This is a genomic window from Halorubrum wangae (genome assembly GCF_051194135.1).
Taxonomy (GTDB): domain Archaea; phylum Halobacteriota; class Halobacteria; order Halobacteriales; family Haloferacaceae; genus Halorubrum.
Window position 1 is genome coordinate 90,749 of sequence record NZ_JBLZNH010000005.1, and the last position, 15,435, is coordinate 106,183.

13 protein-coding genes are annotated in these 15,435 nt (G+C 57.5%); 7 read left to right on the forward strand and 6 right to left on the reverse strand.

Annotated features, from left to right (window positions below):
- Positions 1–491: 491 nt before the first annotated feature.
- From ACNS84_RS15055 to ACNS84_RS15065, 3 genes are all read right to left on the reverse strand, one after another.
- On the reverse strand, positions 492–1,745 hold the full coding sequence (locus ACNS84_RS15055; RefSeq protein WP_435075680.1) for a site-specific integrase: 1,254 nt from the start codon (positions 1,743–1,745) through the stop codon (positions 492–494).
- A 273-nt stretch (positions 1,746–2,018) separates the two neighbouring features.
- Complete coding sequence (locus tag ACNS84_RS15060) at positions 2,019–2,426, reverse strand: DUF8160 family protein (RefSeq protein WP_435075681.1); 408 nt, start codon at positions 2,424–2,426, stop codon at positions 2,019–2,021.
- Complete coding sequence (locus ACNS84_RS15065; protein ID WP_435075682.1) at positions 2,423–3,241, reverse strand: ParA family protein; 819 nt, start codon at positions 3,239–3,241, stop codon at positions 2,423–2,425. The genes ACNS84_RS15060 and ACNS84_RS15065 overlap by 4 nt, the downstream gene beginning before the upstream one ends.
- A gap of 423 nt (positions 3,242–3,664) precedes the next feature.
- Here ACNS84_RS15065 and ACNS84_RS15070 point away from each other — a divergent pair, with 423 nt between their 5' ends.
- On the forward strand, positions 3,665–4,339 hold the full coding sequence (locus ACNS84_RS15070) for a helix-turn-helix domain-containing protein (protein WP_435075683.1): 675 nt from the start codon (positions 3,665–3,667) through the stop codon (positions 4,337–4,339).
- Positions 4,336–5,031, forward strand: coding sequence for a hypothetical protein (locus tag ACNS84_RS15075; RefSeq protein ID WP_435075684.1), 696 nt, complete (start codon positions 4,336–4,338; stop codon positions 5,029–5,031). The genes ACNS84_RS15070 and ACNS84_RS15075 overlap by 4 nt, the downstream gene beginning before the upstream one ends.
- 58 nt (positions 5,032–5,089) lie before the next feature.
- On the opposite strand, the gene ACNS84_RS15080 is transcribed toward ACNS84_RS15075, so the two are convergent.
- Positions 5,090–8,725 carry a UvrD-helicase domain-containing protein gene (locus ACNS84_RS15080; RefSeq protein ID WP_435075685.1) on the reverse strand — a complete coding sequence of 1,212 codons (3,636 nt, stop codon included), beginning with the start codon at positions 8,723–8,725 and terminating at the stop codon, positions 5,090–5,092.
- Positions 8,726–8,915: 190 nt separating this feature from the next.
- On the opposite strand from ACNS84_RS15080, the gene ACNS84_RS15085 reads away from it, so the two are divergent.
- On the forward strand, positions 8,916–11,021 hold the full coding sequence (locus tag ACNS84_RS15085; protein ID WP_435075686.1) for a helicase-related protein: 2,106 nt from the start codon (positions 8,916–8,918) through the stop codon (positions 11,019–11,021).
- Between the two features lie 9 nt (positions 11,022–11,030).
- Here the strand turns inward: ACNS84_RS15085 and ACNS84_RS15090 are convergent, their stop codons facing one another.
- A complete protein-coding gene (locus tag ACNS84_RS15090; RefSeq protein WP_435075687.1) occupies positions 11,031–11,561 on the reverse strand; it encodes a hypothetical protein in 531 nt (176 codons plus the stop codon).
- 486 nt (positions 11,562–12,047) lie between these two features.
- Between ACNS84_RS15090 and ACNS84_RS15095 the strand changes: the two genes are divergently transcribed.
- Entirely contained in the window at positions 12,048–12,440 is a 393-nt protein-coding gene (locus ACNS84_RS15095) for a hypothetical protein (protein WP_435075688.1), read from the forward strand.
- 194 nt (positions 12,441–12,634) lie between these two features.
- Positions 12,635–13,471, forward strand: coding sequence for an IS5 family transposase (locus ACNS84_RS15100; RefSeq protein ID WP_435075689.1), 837 nt, complete (start codon positions 12,635–12,637; stop codon positions 13,469–13,471).
- Between the two features lie 64 nt (positions 13,472–13,535).
- Here the strand turns inward: ACNS84_RS15100 and ACNS84_RS15105 are convergent, their stop codons facing one another.
- Entirely contained in the window at positions 13,536–14,099 is a 564-nt protein-coding gene (locus ACNS84_RS15105; protein ID WP_435075690.1) for a hypothetical protein, read from the reverse strand.
- Between the two features lie 119 nt (positions 14,100–14,218).
- Between ACNS84_RS15105 and ACNS84_RS15110 the strand changes: the two genes are divergently transcribed.
- Together ACNS84_RS15110 and ACNS84_RS15115 are read left to right on the forward strand one after the other, a co-directional pair.
- A complete protein-coding gene (locus ACNS84_RS15110; RefSeq protein ID WP_435075691.1) occupies positions 14,219–14,533 on the forward strand; it encodes a hypothetical protein in 315 nt (104 codons plus the stop codon).
- A 176-nt stretch (positions 14,534–14,709) separates the two neighbouring features.
- The coding region (locus ACNS84_RS15115; protein ID WP_435075692.1) for a Cdc6/Cdc18 family protein at positions 14,710–15,435 on the forward strand (726 nt) is incomplete at its 3' end.

Here is a 15,435-nt window from a genome sequence, read left to right on the forward strand (position 1 = left end):
CCGCAGAATTGCGGTGATCGGGGGATGCCTACGTAGCGGTGGGTAACCAGCCCAGGATTGTGTAGCCGACTCCCACTGAAAAGGGTTTTGCTGAGTGGAACTATACTCGCCCCTTTCTCGTATCAAGCATATATGAACCGTGGGGTGGGGGTTTTCGAACTGGCAATTTCCACTTTCACTCCGCTGGGAATAGCTTTTTAAATAGGGTTATTCATCCCTGCAGAGCTGTCAGCCGCGGGTCGAAAACCAGCGCCTCAGCTGCTGAACGTTGCGGTTTGGTGGGTAGCAATAGAGCCCCCACCGCTACGTAGGCAAGCATCCATATGGCATAGGTGCTAATAAGACTGTCGGCCGCCCCTACGCCGTCTTGCGATTTCCACTCGAAAACATAGGGGGTTCGCTATACTTAAAGTGTATTTTCCAGCGAAAAGGAACCGTCAAACACTACTCTAGTCCCCCGGTTTTTGAGCAGTGAGTACGAGAAGTTGACATCAAACTGATTCCGCTGAAAATTCGATCTCATCTCCTACCTCTTCAAGAGCCTCCGTAGCAATATCCCCTAACTCGCCAGCTTCAATATGCGAGTAGCGCTCTCGGACCATCTCTTCGGAGTTATCGAGATACCGGGCCGCCACCGTGTATCCAAACGCGCGGACAAGCACCTCACCCATCCCTCGGCGACCGCCGTGCGGAGCGAGGTAATCGTGTTTTGGATGGTCTATGTCGATCTCTGCGGCCTCCGAGAGTCGTTGGAGAATCGACCGTGCGCCGTCCGTCGTGATCGACGGCGGCCGAATGTCCTCATCGAGCGCCAGCAGCAGGTCGCGAGCATACTCCGCTCGGCGTTCAGCGATTGCTTCCGGGCATTCTCCTCGTTCGGCTAGCTCTTCCCGGACGAGCTCTGCGAGCGTCCGTTGGTCGAACGTCGGAAACACCGGCCAGCGCTCCGTGGGTGGGTCCATCAGCTGGCGGTAGCTCCGGAGCGGCGAGATCACCGGGTCGGGGAGACTCGCGGCGTCCCACTGCTGTTTCTTCCGGTAGACGTCCATACTCCCGTCGTCGAGCGAGAGGTCCTCCCAGCGGACGCCGCGCCGGCGCGGGTCGTTCGGGTCCCGGAGGAGTTCCCCGACGCGGACAGCTGTGTACGCGAGGACGAACACCAGAGCCCGGTCACGAGCCGCCTTCAGCGCCGCGTAACGCGCTCGCTGCTTGTCGAGGGGGTCAGTATCCTCTGGGAGTGTCGTGTACGCCTCGACGGCGTCGAGGGCCCGTTCGTCGACGTGACGGGTGAGGACGTGGCGCTGTTCGGACGTCCAGGCCTGCTGGTCACCGGGCTTGCGGCCGTCGTCCTCCGGCAGCGGCGCCATCGCACTCGCTCGCTGCGCGTAATGCGCTTCGAGATATCCCTCGTTGACGCACCAGCCACACCACGCAGAGATATAGCGGTAATAGGTTTGTACCGTGTTCTGCTTGAGTCCCCGGTCTCCTCCGAGATGCCGAGCGTACTCACGGAAGACGCGTTCATCGAGATCGTCGAAGGTCGGCTCGCGGTCGACATCGTCGGGGACGATCCCGGTCCAGTCGTCGTCGCCGCGGTCGCCGGCGGCCCACTCGGCGAACCGCTCGAGCTCGCGCGCAGCGTTTCGTCGATAGTTCCCGCCGTCGCCACCGCGGCCTTTCCCCTTGTCCTGGAGGTAGCGCTCGAAGCTGTCGTCGAGCGGCGTCGAAAGCGCCCGGTCAGGCATCCACCGGCCCTCCACTGTCCTGCGGGCCCGGTCTCGGTGCCTCTACCCCGGGGGAAGCGCCGTCATGAGGCGGTTGCAGCATTCGTGCTTCACCGACAGCGGCGGGGTACTTCAAACTGGTCGTGATTACCGGCGTAATCAGGACCACTTACTGTATTCGGTCCATCGGGAGAAATCGGGTATCTGGAGTCTCTTACCGCCGGAAATCCGCACTGTCTGAAATTGTATATCGTATATCGCTATACAAAATCTCGGGCCTCGTTCTGCGCGAGGTCATTCGTCGCCGAGTTCCGAAAGTCGGGCCTGAATTTCCTCAGCATCGGCCTCAGAGAGCGCTTCAACACCGAACTGGACGAGAAGCGGGTAGAAGTGACGGTTCTTCTTGAACTCGTCCTGGCCCGCCTTTCGGAGCTTCAGCTGGGACTCTAGGTAGATGTCCTCCATCTCGTCGAGAACACCGTCGGGGATGTAGATCGTCCGGCCGTTCCACTCGTCCTTGATATTCGTCTTCGTTTTGTTCGTTTCGCTCGTTTCACTCGTTGAAGTCGATTCGGTCGTTTCGGTCGATGAACTGGTTTCCACCGTTTCACTCACCTCACTCGCTTCGCTGGAATCGACCTCATCGTCCTCATCTTCGTAGTTGCCCTCGATGCCGGAGGCATCTCCCCAGCCATCGCTCATGCTTCCACCTCCTCAGGAGCAGCCTTGTCGAACGTCTCGTCGAACAAGTCGGCAATCTCGTTGAACAGTTCGCGTGCATCCTCAACTCGCTGGTTCTCCTTGCCGAAGCCGAAGACGGACACACCTTCGCCAATCGATTGAGAAAGGTCGGTCCGCTTCGGGATCTCGAAGATCGGGAGTGAATACGCGGATTTGATCTCCTCGATGGTGTCTCGATGCTCGGCGTTTTGCTCGACACGGTTGCAGACAATCGCGAGGCGATTGATGTCTCCGTATGCCTGTTCAAGAGAGCTCAGCTGCTTTGCGAAAATCTGGAGGCTGTTGGCGTTGAGTTTCTCCGGAATAACGGGGATAACGACGTTGCCGGTCGCGACGAGAGCGTTATCGGTGAGAACGTTCAGGGATGGCGGCGTGTCGACGATGATGTAGTCGTAGTCCCTGTCGAGTTCGTCGAGAGTCATCTCCAGTCGTTCTCGGCTCTTCGGCGCCTCGAGCAACGTCTGGATGTTCTTGTTGTTCGCGAGTTTCTCGCTTGCGGGGAGGATATCGAACTCCTCGTGCTCGACGATGATGTCGTTCACCGACTCCATCTGGTCGAAGTCGAGCACGTCGAATAGCGTTGTGCGGTCGGTATCGTAGTACAGATCGTTGTAGCCGAGTGAGCAGGTGAGCCCGCCGTGATAGTCGATATCGACCAGGAGAACGTCATGGCCCCGGGCAGCTAGCGCCCCGCCTGTGTGAATGACGTCAGTCGTCTTCCCAGCGCCTCCCTTTTGATTCGCCACGGTGATTCGTGCAGTGTTGGTGTCGGTCATTTCCTTCATTTACCTCGTTGTGTTCGTTTTGCTCGTTTTGCTTGTTCTGTTCGTTTGGTTCGGTGAGGGTGTTTCACTCGGTGAGAGGAATACTACGATGTTAAAACCAAGTGTTCGTTCCGCTCGTTGAGGGAAATACACTCGTTGCCGTCAATCCATTCGTTCTATTCGTTACGTTCGTTTTCCTCGTTTTGGTCATCGAGTACAGGTCGACCAGGACATCCTCAACCAGTTCGTTCCTCAGAATTCGTTCATTACCCTCGTGTTGCTCGTTCTATTCGTTTTGTTCGTTTTGTTCGTTATAGTCGTTCCGCGTGTTTTCGACAGGGGTCAAGGCTACCTCCGAGACGAATGAAAAGATAGTGGCGTCATGGCCATTCGAGTAAGACTTTTAACTGTTACCGGATTATTGGTAACCGCCAGATGTACGAGGTGCTCGACGACACGGCGGCGCAGATAATCCTCGCTATCGAGAGTGGTGACTCCATCCGTCGTGTCGCCCAACACCTCCACACGCCGTACGAGACGGTGAGACAGGCCGCCAACCGTCTCGAAGACGCAGGCTACGTCCGCTATGATGACGGCCTCTTCGTCGTCGATGACCACGTGAGAGACGCAGCACGAGAGCTCGTCGCTGCCAGCGCCGGCGTCAGTCCACCATCCATCGAGGAAGCCTACGTCATCCCACAGTTCGGTGACTGGCCGTTCGCATTTACACGGATCGACGCCGTCTACGTGTGGACCCAGGGCGGCTACCAAGTTGGGCGGAATCCGGATGACTATCCGCTGTTCCTGGCCGTCCGTGAGCGAGACGTCGACGCCTGGGGGACCTTCTTTGAGTCCTTCGACCTTCCCACCGCATTCGAGCGACAGCCCCGAGACGAGCTGGAGGGACCGCTGCAGATCGTCCTCGAGCCACGCCCGTCACTCGACATCGAGCACGTCGAAGGGTACCCGGTGATCCCGAGAGTAGAGACGATCGAGTATATGCGCGAGAACTACGCCCAGTTCCAGTCGGCACTGGCGATGCTCGACCGGATGTACGAGGACCTCGACCTCGGCGTTACGTATCGAGAAAACGAACGGGCACAGCCATGAGCTTCAACAACCGAAGTGACGCACTCATCGAACTGCTCGAGGACCTCACTCAGGAGGGACACGAGTACGTCCTTGTCGGGGGCTACGCTGTATCGGCGTTCAACGCCCGCTTCTCCACTGATCTGGATATCGTCGTCGCACCAGACTCCAAGGCCGAATTCATCGAATTCCTCGAAAATCGGGAGTTCGAAGAAACGGATAGCCACGCCAAGGAGTGGTTCTACGACACCGAAGTGATCGAGTACGAGAAGCGGCTCACGCCGCAGCAGCCGATCGGCTTCGATCTGCTAGTGAATGGCCTCGGCTGCCGCCAGACGGAGGCACAGTGGTCGTTTGACTACCTGTACGACCATAGCCACCAGCAGGAGGTGAGCGGGGGCACAGTAACGACGACGGCCAGAGTGATCAATGGAGCCGTCCTCGTGGCGGCAAAACTCCACAGCGGCCGCGAAACAGATCTTCGAGACGTCCTGGCGGTCGCGGAAGAGATCGACCTTGACGCTGTCACGCCCCACCTGCGGCGAGGGGACGACGATGCACTACGGCAGCAGCTAAAGCGTGGACTGGAGATCTTGGAGAGCGACGAACTCAAGCACGGGTATCGGAGTGACTTCGGGGCCTCAGCTGTCTCAGAAGAGACAGTCTCCGCCCTCCAAGAATATCTGGCAGAGCAGGTAAATAGGTTGGATTGAGAATCAGTCGTGGCAACAAACAATTCTGCGAACAGCTGATTGTCGAATAGCCGTGTGACTACTTGACCAGGTCAATCATCGGTCGAAGTTCAGATTCAATTTCTGCCATCTGATCCGATACCCAATTGAACCGTTCCTCTACGCCCGCATCAGTAAACCGGAGTGAAGCTCGTACGTCACGATTTCGGTCATGTTGGAGGAGTGCGAGAGCGTACGCGAGCATCTGCGGTCGATAGTGTTCTGCGAGTTCATCCGACGTCGTAGCTGAGAGGTCGTTGGTCTTGTAGTCGATAATGTGGAAGGCATCCGGTGTGACGAGCAGCCGGTCGATATCACCGACAATCCGCGACTCATCAATTCGGGCGACAACAGAATACTCGTCGTAAACCGCTTGGAGCTGGGAATCAGCCTCAACCTGGTTCACAAATTCGACCGCATCAGCGGCATGATCGACAGCTTCGCGGAGATCACTCTCCGTCGGCTCTTCTCCGGCCATTCCACTCAGACGCCGAACAAGCGCTGGCCACTCGTCTCTCGGTGGACGAAGTTCGTTGATTCTGTGTACGACCGTCCCAAATGTCGTTGGGCTCAGTCCAGCTGACTCGCCGCTCTGGGTGTAGCTGTGACCGTTCGCAGTGGCATCTGCGACCTCGTTCACGAGCGTCGTTGCAGCGATTCGTTTAGCCGACGTTTGAGGAGGCGGAGAGGGTATCGAAATGTTTGGCTCCGAGTCGACAAAAGCGTCGTCGGCCTGCCAGTCGACTGGCCTTGGTGGTCGACAAACTGTATAGCGGGCATCCTCGATCTGTCCACAGGCCTCTCCCTCACGGATCGCCCGGCCAACGAGATCACCATCAAGGAGGGACGGCTGAAGCCAGTCACTCCACCGGTCCGCGTCGTCGAAGGTTGCAGGCTCACCGAGTTCAATATCGCCGGATTCGCCAACATCCATCTCGTGCGTGCCGCAGAGAAGGAGGTGATCCCGCGTTCGTGTACACGCTACATAGAGGAGGCGTTTCGACTCCGCCCGCTCCTGTGGACGCGACCGTCGGTCAGCGTACTCGTGGACGGCCGTCTTCTCGATGGAGAACGCATCGGCCGGATTCGGTCCACCAACCGCCGGCACCGGCGGCGCGTCATCAGTTCCGCCCACGAGTCGAACGTAGCCATGGTCGTCAACGGAGCGACCGAAGTTGAGATCACTCCCGAGATCGGGGACGGTGACGATCGGGAACTCGAGGCCCTTCGCAGAATGGATCGTCATAATCCGGACGCCCTCGGCGTCACCGGGAATATCTGCCTCCCCCTCACGAGGGTCGATCTCGGCTTGGCGGTCGATCCGGTGAAGCAACCCGGCAGCTGTGTGAACACCGTTCTCGCTCCATGTACGGACCTGGTCGCGGAACTTCTCGACGTTCGCGACGGCTTGTCGACCGCGTTCATCAGCACTCACACTCGCCAGATACCCCGTGTCGTCGATCACTCGGGACAGCAGGCGGTTCCACGGGAGGACGCCATCTTCGGACGGCGTCGCACAGCCGCTGAGGGTCCGCCAGGTTGTGAGGAGGTCGAAAGCGTCCGCGAGCTGTGAATCGTCCGTCTCGGCGAGCGCGTCCCACACAGAATCTGCCTCTGCGACCGCCGGTGCGAGACGATCATCCGCGAATCCGAACAGCGGCGACCGAAGCACCCCGTAGAGGGAGACGTCGTCCTGTGGATCACCGAGTACTCGAAGCAGGTTCGTGAGCGCCTGGACCTCTGGCGTATCGTAGAACCCGACGCCACCGACGACAGTGTAGGGAATGTCGTACTCCTCGAGGGCGCGCTGATACCGATCCAGATGGGTTCGCCGGCGAAGGAGGATTGCCGTGTCGTCCGGGGTAGCGTCACGATGGACACCTGTATCGGGGTCTTGGACTGTCGGCGGATCGTCGAACAGGTGGGTCAGTCGAGCAGCGAGCGCTTGCGCCTCGGCCTCGATAGTGTGGTCCAGCGCGCCTTCGGCGACCGGATGGTCGTCGCCGAAGAGCTCCGCTGCCGTATCGGCGTCGTCTGGGACAGCAAGATACTCGACACTCCCGGTCAGTCCCTCGATGTCCTCGACACGGTCGCGCTGCGTACTCAGTCCCTGAGGTGGCGCTTCGTAGGGTTCGTGGGAATCACCTTCTGGTTGGAACAGGTACTCGAAGAGCTCGTTCAGGAACGATAACGGCTCGTCCAGCGTCCGGAAATCCCCGGAGAGTTCGAGGGCGGTCGGACTCTCGGCATCGCTGTCGGGAACGTCGTCAACCCCACGAGCCTCGTTGACGGTCTGGAGTTCTCTGCGCGCATCCCCGAACGTCGTCACGTCGGCCCCACGGAATCCGTAGATGCTCTGTTTCTCGTCGCCGACCAGGAAGACGTTCGACGCCGCCTGCTCGTCAACGCCCGTGAGGAGCTTGACCAACTCCCACTGACGCGGGTCCGTGTCCTGAAACTCGTCGACCATCACGGCCGCAAACTGCTCTCGGAGCCGCTCCGTGACGGCATCGTTCGCTCGCAGGAACTCAAGCGTTGTCTCGATCACGTCGGGGAAGTCGAGCGTATCGCGGCGCTCCTTCTCGTCGGTGTAGGTTGCGAGGACGTCGTCGAAGACCCGCATCAGAGCCAGCGCGTAGTGAGCGCTATTCGCTTCCAGTTCCCCCGGCGTCGTCTCGACCGCATCCGCGTGCGGTTCGACGGCCGCGATGACCGCGTCGATGGCGTCCTTCAGGTCGTCGTAGACGTCACCGTACTCACCCCAATCGTCCCGGTCACCGACAACGTACCCCGAACTGCTGTACAGGCCGCCGTTCTTCTTCTCACAGACCTCGTAGAGCTCGAGGATTGCCCGCTGACAGTCGCGAGGATCGCTTTCCTCGGGGTCGTCAGGGAGTGTCGTCGCGACCTCGGAGAAGGTCCCGTAGACCCGAAGGCCGTCCTCGTCGGCGATCGCATCCTCGTGGTCGACGCGGCCCGCAACCGTGCGTAGCTGGTCAAGGAGCCCGTCCGCATACAGCGTCTGTCGGGTGGCGGCGACGTCGAGATCACAAACGACCTCCCAGCAGATATCGACGTAGTCGGCGACCTCGGCATCACGCCACTCATCGAGGACGGCCTCGCTCTGCGGGCGCTCATCGAGTAATCCAGCGAGTACATCGACCAGCTGGTCGCGACCCCAGAGCTGCGCGAGGAGCGCGACGTCATCATCGTCCTGGTTGCGTTCGAGGAACTCCGTTACGACTTCGCGTTGGAGTGTCGCGGCGCCGTCTTCGTCGAGCACGTCGAAGCCGAGCGGGACCGGAGCCTCGACGGCCCGTTCTCGCAGGAGCCGGGTACAGAACGCGTGAATGGTGTGGACGTAGCCGTCCTCCAAGTCGTCGAGCACGTTTCGCCACCGGTGGTAGGCCTTCGGTGAGTCGACGGCCTCCAGCCGGTCGTACACCTCCTCTCGGACACGCTCAGTCAATTCGGCAGCGGCCTTTCGCGTGAAGGTGATCGTGACGATATTCTCCGGCGTGAGCGACGGGTTCTCGGCCAGTATCGTCACGTACCGCTCGGAGAGCGTTGTCGTCTTCCCCGTCCCAGCGCCGGCAGTAATAGCGACGTTCCGGCCCTGGACGAGCGCGTCCTCCTGTTCCTCCGTGAGCTGAATCTCCTCGGGGTCCTCAGTCATCGCTCATCACCGCCTCGATGTCCTCGTCGTCGCGAACACGGAGCGGAACGTACGCAGCGTCGTCCTCGAGGGGATCGTCGACGAACTCGGGCTGGAGGACCAAGGTCGAGGCGTCGCGAAACAGCGGCTTCTCCAGGCGTGTAACTTGGCACGAGGGTATGGCCAGGAGTACGACGACTACCGACGGAAGGTGGACGCCGCGATTGAGGAGCAAATCGATCCGTTCGGAGCGGATGAAGATACCAAGCTCAAACGGCTGCTGTATCCGGAATCAGTCCTGAATGAGGAGATGATTATTTCCTCACGAAGCGACCGTCTCGACGCCCTCGACGAACTCAGCGAGGACGGCTGGAAGGTACTCCAAGACGTACTTTCGTGGGCAACCCCCGTCGATGCCTGCATCCACCGCAATACCCGGGATACCCTTAGGAAATATCGCAAAGCAGGGCTGCTCGAAGAAACGGTCCCGACCAGAAAGCCCGAGCGACGGCGTATCGAACTCAACGAGCAAACCCGTCGGGTGTATGATCGAATCGACGAATACACCCGAACCTTCTACAAGAAGGCACAGCAGTCAACAGAGACGGAAGCCCGCGCCATTGGGTTCGTGATGACGACGTATCGCCAGCGGCTTACTAGCAGTGTATACGCGATTTCACAGAGTCTCTCTACGCGGTTGGAGAAACTTCGAACGCAGCGGAAGGTACTCGAACGGCGAAAACGAATTCGGGACGACCAGGATGAGGATCGGCAGGCGGCCCTAGACGCACTTAGCGAATACAGTGAAGACGAGATCGCCGAGTTGGAGGACGCCGGCGAGGACGTGCTGAATGTCGATCTCACCGAACTCGCACCGAGTCTTACTGACGAGGGGATCAATCTTCTCAAGGAGGAGATCGAGGAACTGGAGTCGTTCATCCAGGAGGTCAAGCAGGTCGATGACGACCCGAAGATGGATCAGCTGTACGAGGACCTCGACATGCTCGATCGGAAGGGACGGAGTCGAATCATCGTCTTCACGCAGTACAAAGACACGATGCACTTCGTCCGCCAGCAACTGCGGTGGAAGTACGGCGAGAATATCGCCTGTTACTCGGGCGACGGCGGCGAGATGTACGATGAAGAAGCAGACGCCTGGCGAAACGTGGGGAAGGAACGTGTCAAGCGAGAATTCTCCGACAACGACGGAGAGGTCGATATTCTCGTATGTACGGACTCTGCAAGTGAGGGGCTGAACCTGCAGGAATGCGGTGCGATGATCAACTATGACCTCCCGTGGAATCCGATGCGAGTGGAGCAGCGGATCGGACGTATCGACCGCATCGGTCAGGAATACGACGACGTCTACATCCTCAACTACAGCTACGAGGACACCGTCGAATCAGATATCTATGACCGACTAGACGACCGGATCGGTCTGTTTGAGTACGTCGTTGGCGATATGCAGCCGATTCTATCCAGTGTCGGGTCGAAGATTCGAGAGGCGACGATGGTAGAAGGGGCGAAGGCGGACAGCGAGGAGTATGAAGAACTCGAACGAGATATTGACCAAGATATCGAGGAACAGCAAGGTGAGGACGACCCAGTAGAGCTCAAGGATTCACTCGCAGAGGTCGACAGCGACCGACCACTACGTGAACAGGTTATCCAAGAAGCGCGTCTGGACGCTTGGGAAACCTATTCCCATCCTGATCTCGGAAAGGTCGGGAACCCGAGTGAAAACCGAGACCCCGTCTTTACCGTAGACGCCGCCAAGGGAGTCTTTTTGGAGAACGAAACGCTCACCGAGGCGGGGATTCGGTTTGATCTACTGTCGCACCTGGATTTCGAATTCGACCTCACTGAACCGGAAGATGCAGAATTCATCTACTGCCTTCAGCATCCGGGGGACGCTCCCATCACAGCGGAGGAAAGTGAGGATACCCTCGCAGCGAGCATCGCAAATCAGCACCAAGGAATAGGGATAACCTTCGACCCCGATACGGCTGACGAGTACCCCTCACTCCGATTCCTCGCTCCAGGGAGTCCGTTGTTCAACTGGTTAGCAGCGACGCTCGTCGAAACGTCGGATCGGTTGAATCTCACCCAATCCGCCTGTACTGCGAATTCTGACGGAGAAATAGTCGGAACCGCTGAGAAGCCGTGGGTTGTGACCGGGTGGACCGAAGAAGACGCTGCGGACACGTCGCTCGTCCAACTTACGGACGGTGGCTCAGTTGAGGACCGGTCAGAGACAGTGGAGTTCCTCAATCAATGGGCGCAGGAATTCATCGAGAACCGCACCAGGTCGTCGTAGCTCGGGAGATTAGAGGACATTTGCGATTCGCTCGGGAGACGCGACGGTGAGTGACCCCTCCAAGGCACCTTGGTCTTCGTGTGCTTCTACCCACTCGATTGCAGCGTCAATCTCCTCTTCAGGGACAACAAGAACCCGTTTGAACCCCGACGTCCGGTAGTCCTGAAGCTGGTTCAGTGCGTGACTCCCGTTTTCGGCGATAGCCTCCATCGTCTCTACCTCGACGATCAAGTTCGCGCTCGTGGAATCAATCGAAATGATATCGGGTTCCCCGTTGACTCCGTCGATTACGCCCTGAGGACTCGTCGATGCGGCTCCGTCTGGGTCGATATGGGAGACGTAAAGATGCGCTTCGTCACTCGTCGCTTCTTTGACTGCCGAATACGTCTTGCGGAGAGTGTCGTTGTGATCGCTCTCTCGACCAAACAGCCACCCGCCAAGTGTTGCACCGACGACTGCACCAGCCGGGCCGCCAGCTGCTGCCCCAAGGGCACCGCCGATCGCCCCACCGCCGAGCTGATTCTTACTCTTGTCGTCCATATATCTAACACTTGGCTGTAGTTTCAAAAAGGCACGCTAACCAGGGTGAAAGTAGAGGTTGTAGCAGTTCTGGGGTTGGCTGGAACAGCAGATTTCGCTGAAGTGGAATAGACTGTCGACCGGACAGATTATCGGTTGAATCCTCCTCTTCCACGCGAACTTCCGAGTGAATCCCGGAATATCGAGTATATTCCTACACAGCCCACCGTCACGAGTATACCACCACCAGATACGTAGAGTACAGAGGAGATTTGAGAAGCGGATCCGAAAATCGGTACCGTTGGAGGAACCAATGAGAGCCCGATTCCCGCTGTTATGAAAAGGAAGCCGCTGATGATCGACAAAATGGCGAGTGCAACCCCGACCATTTCTTCTGGGAATTCCATATATTCAGGCCAGTCTTAGACAGCACCAAAGAGAGTTCTGATGGTCAGTGGCAGTATTCTCAGCACAAGACCTATTAAAAACGACACTCCGAATTGTACTATGCCCTCAACTCGCCGGAGCTATCAGCCCTTCATCAACTATCTTCAGAATAATACCCGCATTCCACAGCTTCACTACGAGAACCTCGCAGTTCGCGAGGAAACTGTCGTACTTGAATTAGAGTATGAGGGAGATCTAGCGCCACGGGAGGAACAAAATCAGGTCCGTGAGATGGTCCCTGAAGTCTTCCTGATGGCTTGTCGAAAAGGTGTATTTGAGAACGTGAAGGGCATTATCCGCTGTTCAGAGAACTCAGATTACTTGCTGTTCGAATTCGACCAGCAATGGATCGAGCAGATGGAATCAAAAAAGGATCAGCCGGACTGGGATGAACTCAAAAGCAAAATCTTGGCTCAAATTTCCCATTCGTACGGAGATGAGCCTGCAGTATAAGCTTCCATAATGGCCACGAAATCCGCAGATTCGGATTCAGGTCATCCTCAGCCAGGAGTATGGTTGCGATTCCTCTTCTGGGTCTATGATCGGTTCTATAACGCTAGCGCTTTTGAACTCGTTCGTAATTGGGTTGTCTTGGCCTTGTTGAAACCCTTGCTGAGAAACATGACGAGTGAATAGCGCGAAGTAAAATGGATGGCCTCCCAAAGTCACGTCTTCTCCGGTTCGTTGAACGTGCTATGGCGTTGGCTCGCCGTGGTGTTGCACGGTTCTCAACGAGATATTCGCGGAAACGATTTACACTCCGGCAACACGTCGTTCTGCTCTGCCTGAAAGTCAAGAAGACAACGACGTACCGCGACCTCGTTGACGAACTCATCGAGATGCCGCGTATCCGCGATGCCCTTGACCTCGACTCAATTCCTGCTCCTTCGACGCTTTGTAAGGCGTTCGACCGCTTGGAGATGGCCGTCTGGCGCGTCCTGTTGAACGTCTCGTTCTGCGATCTCCCGCTGGACGGTGTGGCCGGGATTGATGCCTCTGGCTTCGAACGGGCACACGCCTCTGCTCATTACACGAAGCGAGCGAACCTCACGATTCAGCAACTGAAGACGACACTCTTGGTTGATACAGCAACCAACGTGATTCTCGATATTCACGTAACTACGACGCGAAAACACGACACGCAGATTGCTCCCCAAGTAGTGAAACGGAACGCGGACTCAATCGCGGTGTTGACTGGAGACAAAGGATACGGTGACCAGAAACTTCGTCAGCTCGCCCGCGATAATAGTATTCGACCACTCATCAAGCATCGTGAGTTCACGTCACTCCACAAGGCGTGGAACGCACGACTGGACAGCGATCTCTACAATCAGCGGAACATGAACGAGACGGTGAACGCTGCTATCAAGCAGAAATTCGGTGCGTTCGTCCAATCACGTGTCTGGTGGAAGCAGTTCCGCGAACTCGTAATCAAATGTGTCGTTCATAACGTCGAAATAGCCCTCGCCGATTCGTACCAGTAGTCGGGAAACCATCGATACAGTGAGGGATGGGCTGTCAAATACAGCGGATAAATCTAGTGCGCGATTAGTGATTCAAGCACCCGTCCGGGCTGAATTGTTTTCGGGGGTTGGTGTGGTTGAACACTCCATCGGGGTTGTGGGTGTGGACCCAGACGTGTAGCGAGTGAACACCCGGGAACGGGCCGGCATCCCAGTGTTCCTCCCCATCATCATGGGTGAAGAGGTCGGGATTTCCGCCGGTGATCTCGTCTGGAATGATGTACTCGACGGCACCGAGGATGAGATCGCCATCATCATCCACACCGTAGACGAGGACTTGCGGCTTCAGGCGGTCGTACGTCCCAAAATTGTCAAAATTCGCGAAGTGGAAGCCCATGCCACAGATGGATTCTGCTTCACTGACGACGTCTTCGAGCGGGATGGGGCCAGACTCGCCAAAGGCCATGAACCCATCCGCGTACGCGTTGGCCGGATCGTTGTACTTTGCAGTTGCTGATCGGACTTCGGCGAGTTCACCCTTGAGACCACCTTTGTGGGCGGTTGCAGATCCACTAAAGGAACCAGCGGTGAGGAGACCCGCACCAAGCGCCTTGAGTGTCGATCGGCGGTTGAGGTTAATGTCTGACATAACCGAATACCTGTTGTCGCTCGATATCATAAGTATATTGCCAATAATCGGGTGTAGGCATGTTCTATAACATTCTATCGTAGTATTATGTCACCTTTCCGATGGTTGCGTTCTATATCATGGTCGTCGAAAACCTATCACCTGTTGAGGGTTTCAACAGGGCCGTTGTCTTGGGATTTGTAGTTCTCAGCCTCCTCTCGGAATTCGCACCTGGAGTGTTCAAGACTATTCTAATAATGATCGTTCTGCTCCCAGTAATCCTCGCAGCACTAGTCGTGAAAGTGGTTCCAATTATTGCGTCAGCCGTTGGTTGGGGAGAGCGACTGGGACTGATGACAGCTGATGATCGCGTCTCCATCGCCGCGAAAGCAATCCGTCTTGTTTCCGGTGGCGAAGATGCCCTCGAACATCTACTCGAATGGTTCCGCCGGTAACCAAATTCAGGAAGTAGGACGTTTCCGGAATTGAGGGACTGTGAGACCCTGAAAAACACAATATCCAGGCTTTGTGACTGTTTTTCAGCACTATTGGAACCTCTGTGAGAGTACTTTCCGGAAACAACCCGGTCACGCTTTTATGACTAGACGGGAAACAAGTCGAGCAGTAACAGATGATCCGCGATGCTCGCGTTCTCCGCGCCGGATTCGTCCCTCGGGAAGTTGAGCATCGCGACGCCGAAGTCAACCATCTCTCTAGCGTTCTCGAGCCCATCACGAACGGTGACCCCGCCGACACGGCCATCGTCACTGGACCCAGCGGCGCCGGCAAGACGTGCATCTCGAAGTTCGTCACCGAACGCCTACGTGAGGAGGTGCTCAACGTCGAGACCACCTACGTCAACTGCTGGCGTAACTACACCCGATTTCGGACGCTCTACCAGATCCTCGACGACCTCGGCGCGACCATCGACATCCACCGGCAGTCGACGCCTCACGACGAACTCGTCGACCGGCTCCAGCAGCACGACGGCCCGCGAACGGTCATCATCCTCGACGAGGTCGACCAGCTCGAAGACCCCAGCGTCATTTACGACCTCCACAGCCTCCCGCAGTTCGCGATCATCTGCATCGCGAACAAGGAAGAGGAGCTGTTCAGCCGCGTCGACGACCGCCTCGTGAGCCGACTGCGCTCCAGCGAGCACGTCCGGATGGACAAGTACCACGACGAGCAGCTGTACGACATCCTGAGTGCTCGGGCAAAGTGGGGGCTCGACGAGGACGTCATCACCGACGACCAGCTCTACCGGATCGCCGACGCGGCCGCCGGCGACGCCCGCCTCGCAATCGGCATCCTTCGTACGGCCGCCGGCAAAGCAGATCGCGAGAACCACGAGCGC

Coding starts and splice junctions, on each gene's coding strand:
- ACNS84_RS15055 (WP_435075680.1), bottom strand. CDS start 1,745: ATGCCTGACCGGGCGCTTTCGACGCCGCTCGACGACAGCTTCGAGCGC.
- ACNS84_RS15060 (WP_435075681.1), bottom strand. CDS start 2,426: ATGAGCGATGGCTGGGGAGATGCCTCCGGCATCGAGGGCAACTACGAA.
- ACNS84_RS15065 (WP_435075682.1), bottom strand. CDS start 3,241: ATGACCGACACCAACACTGCACGAATCACCGTGGCGAATCAAAAGGGA.
- ACNS84_RS15070 (WP_435075683.1), top strand. CDS start 3,665: ATGTACGAGGTGCTCGACGACACGGCGGCGCAGATAATCCTCGCTATC.
- ACNS84_RS15075 (WP_435075684.1), top strand. CDS start 4,336: ATGAGCTTCAACAACCGAAGTGACGCACTCATCGAACTGCTCGAGGAC.
- ACNS84_RS15080 (WP_435075685.1), bottom strand. CDS start 8,725: ATGACTGAGGACCCCGAGGAGATTCAGCTCACGGAGGAACAGGAGGAC.
- ACNS84_RS15090 (WP_435075687.1), bottom strand. CDS start 11,561: ATGGACGACAAGAGTAAGAATCAGCTCGGCGGTGGGGCGATCGGCGGT.
- ACNS84_RS15095 (WP_435075688.1), top strand. CDS start 12,048: ATGCCCTCAACTCGCCGGAGCTATCAGCCCTTCATCAACTATCTTCAG.
- ACNS84_RS15100 (WP_435075689.1), top strand. CDS start 12,635: ATGGATGGCCTCCCAAAGTCACGTCTTCTCCGGTTCGTTGAACGTGCT.
- ACNS84_RS15105 (WP_435075690.1), bottom strand. CDS start 14,099: ATGTCAGACATTAACCTCAACCGCCGATCGACACTCAAGGCGCTTGGT.
- ACNS84_RS15110 (WP_435075691.1), top strand. CDS start 14,219: ATGGTCGTCGAAAACCTATCACCTGTTGAGGGTTTCAACAGGGCCGTT.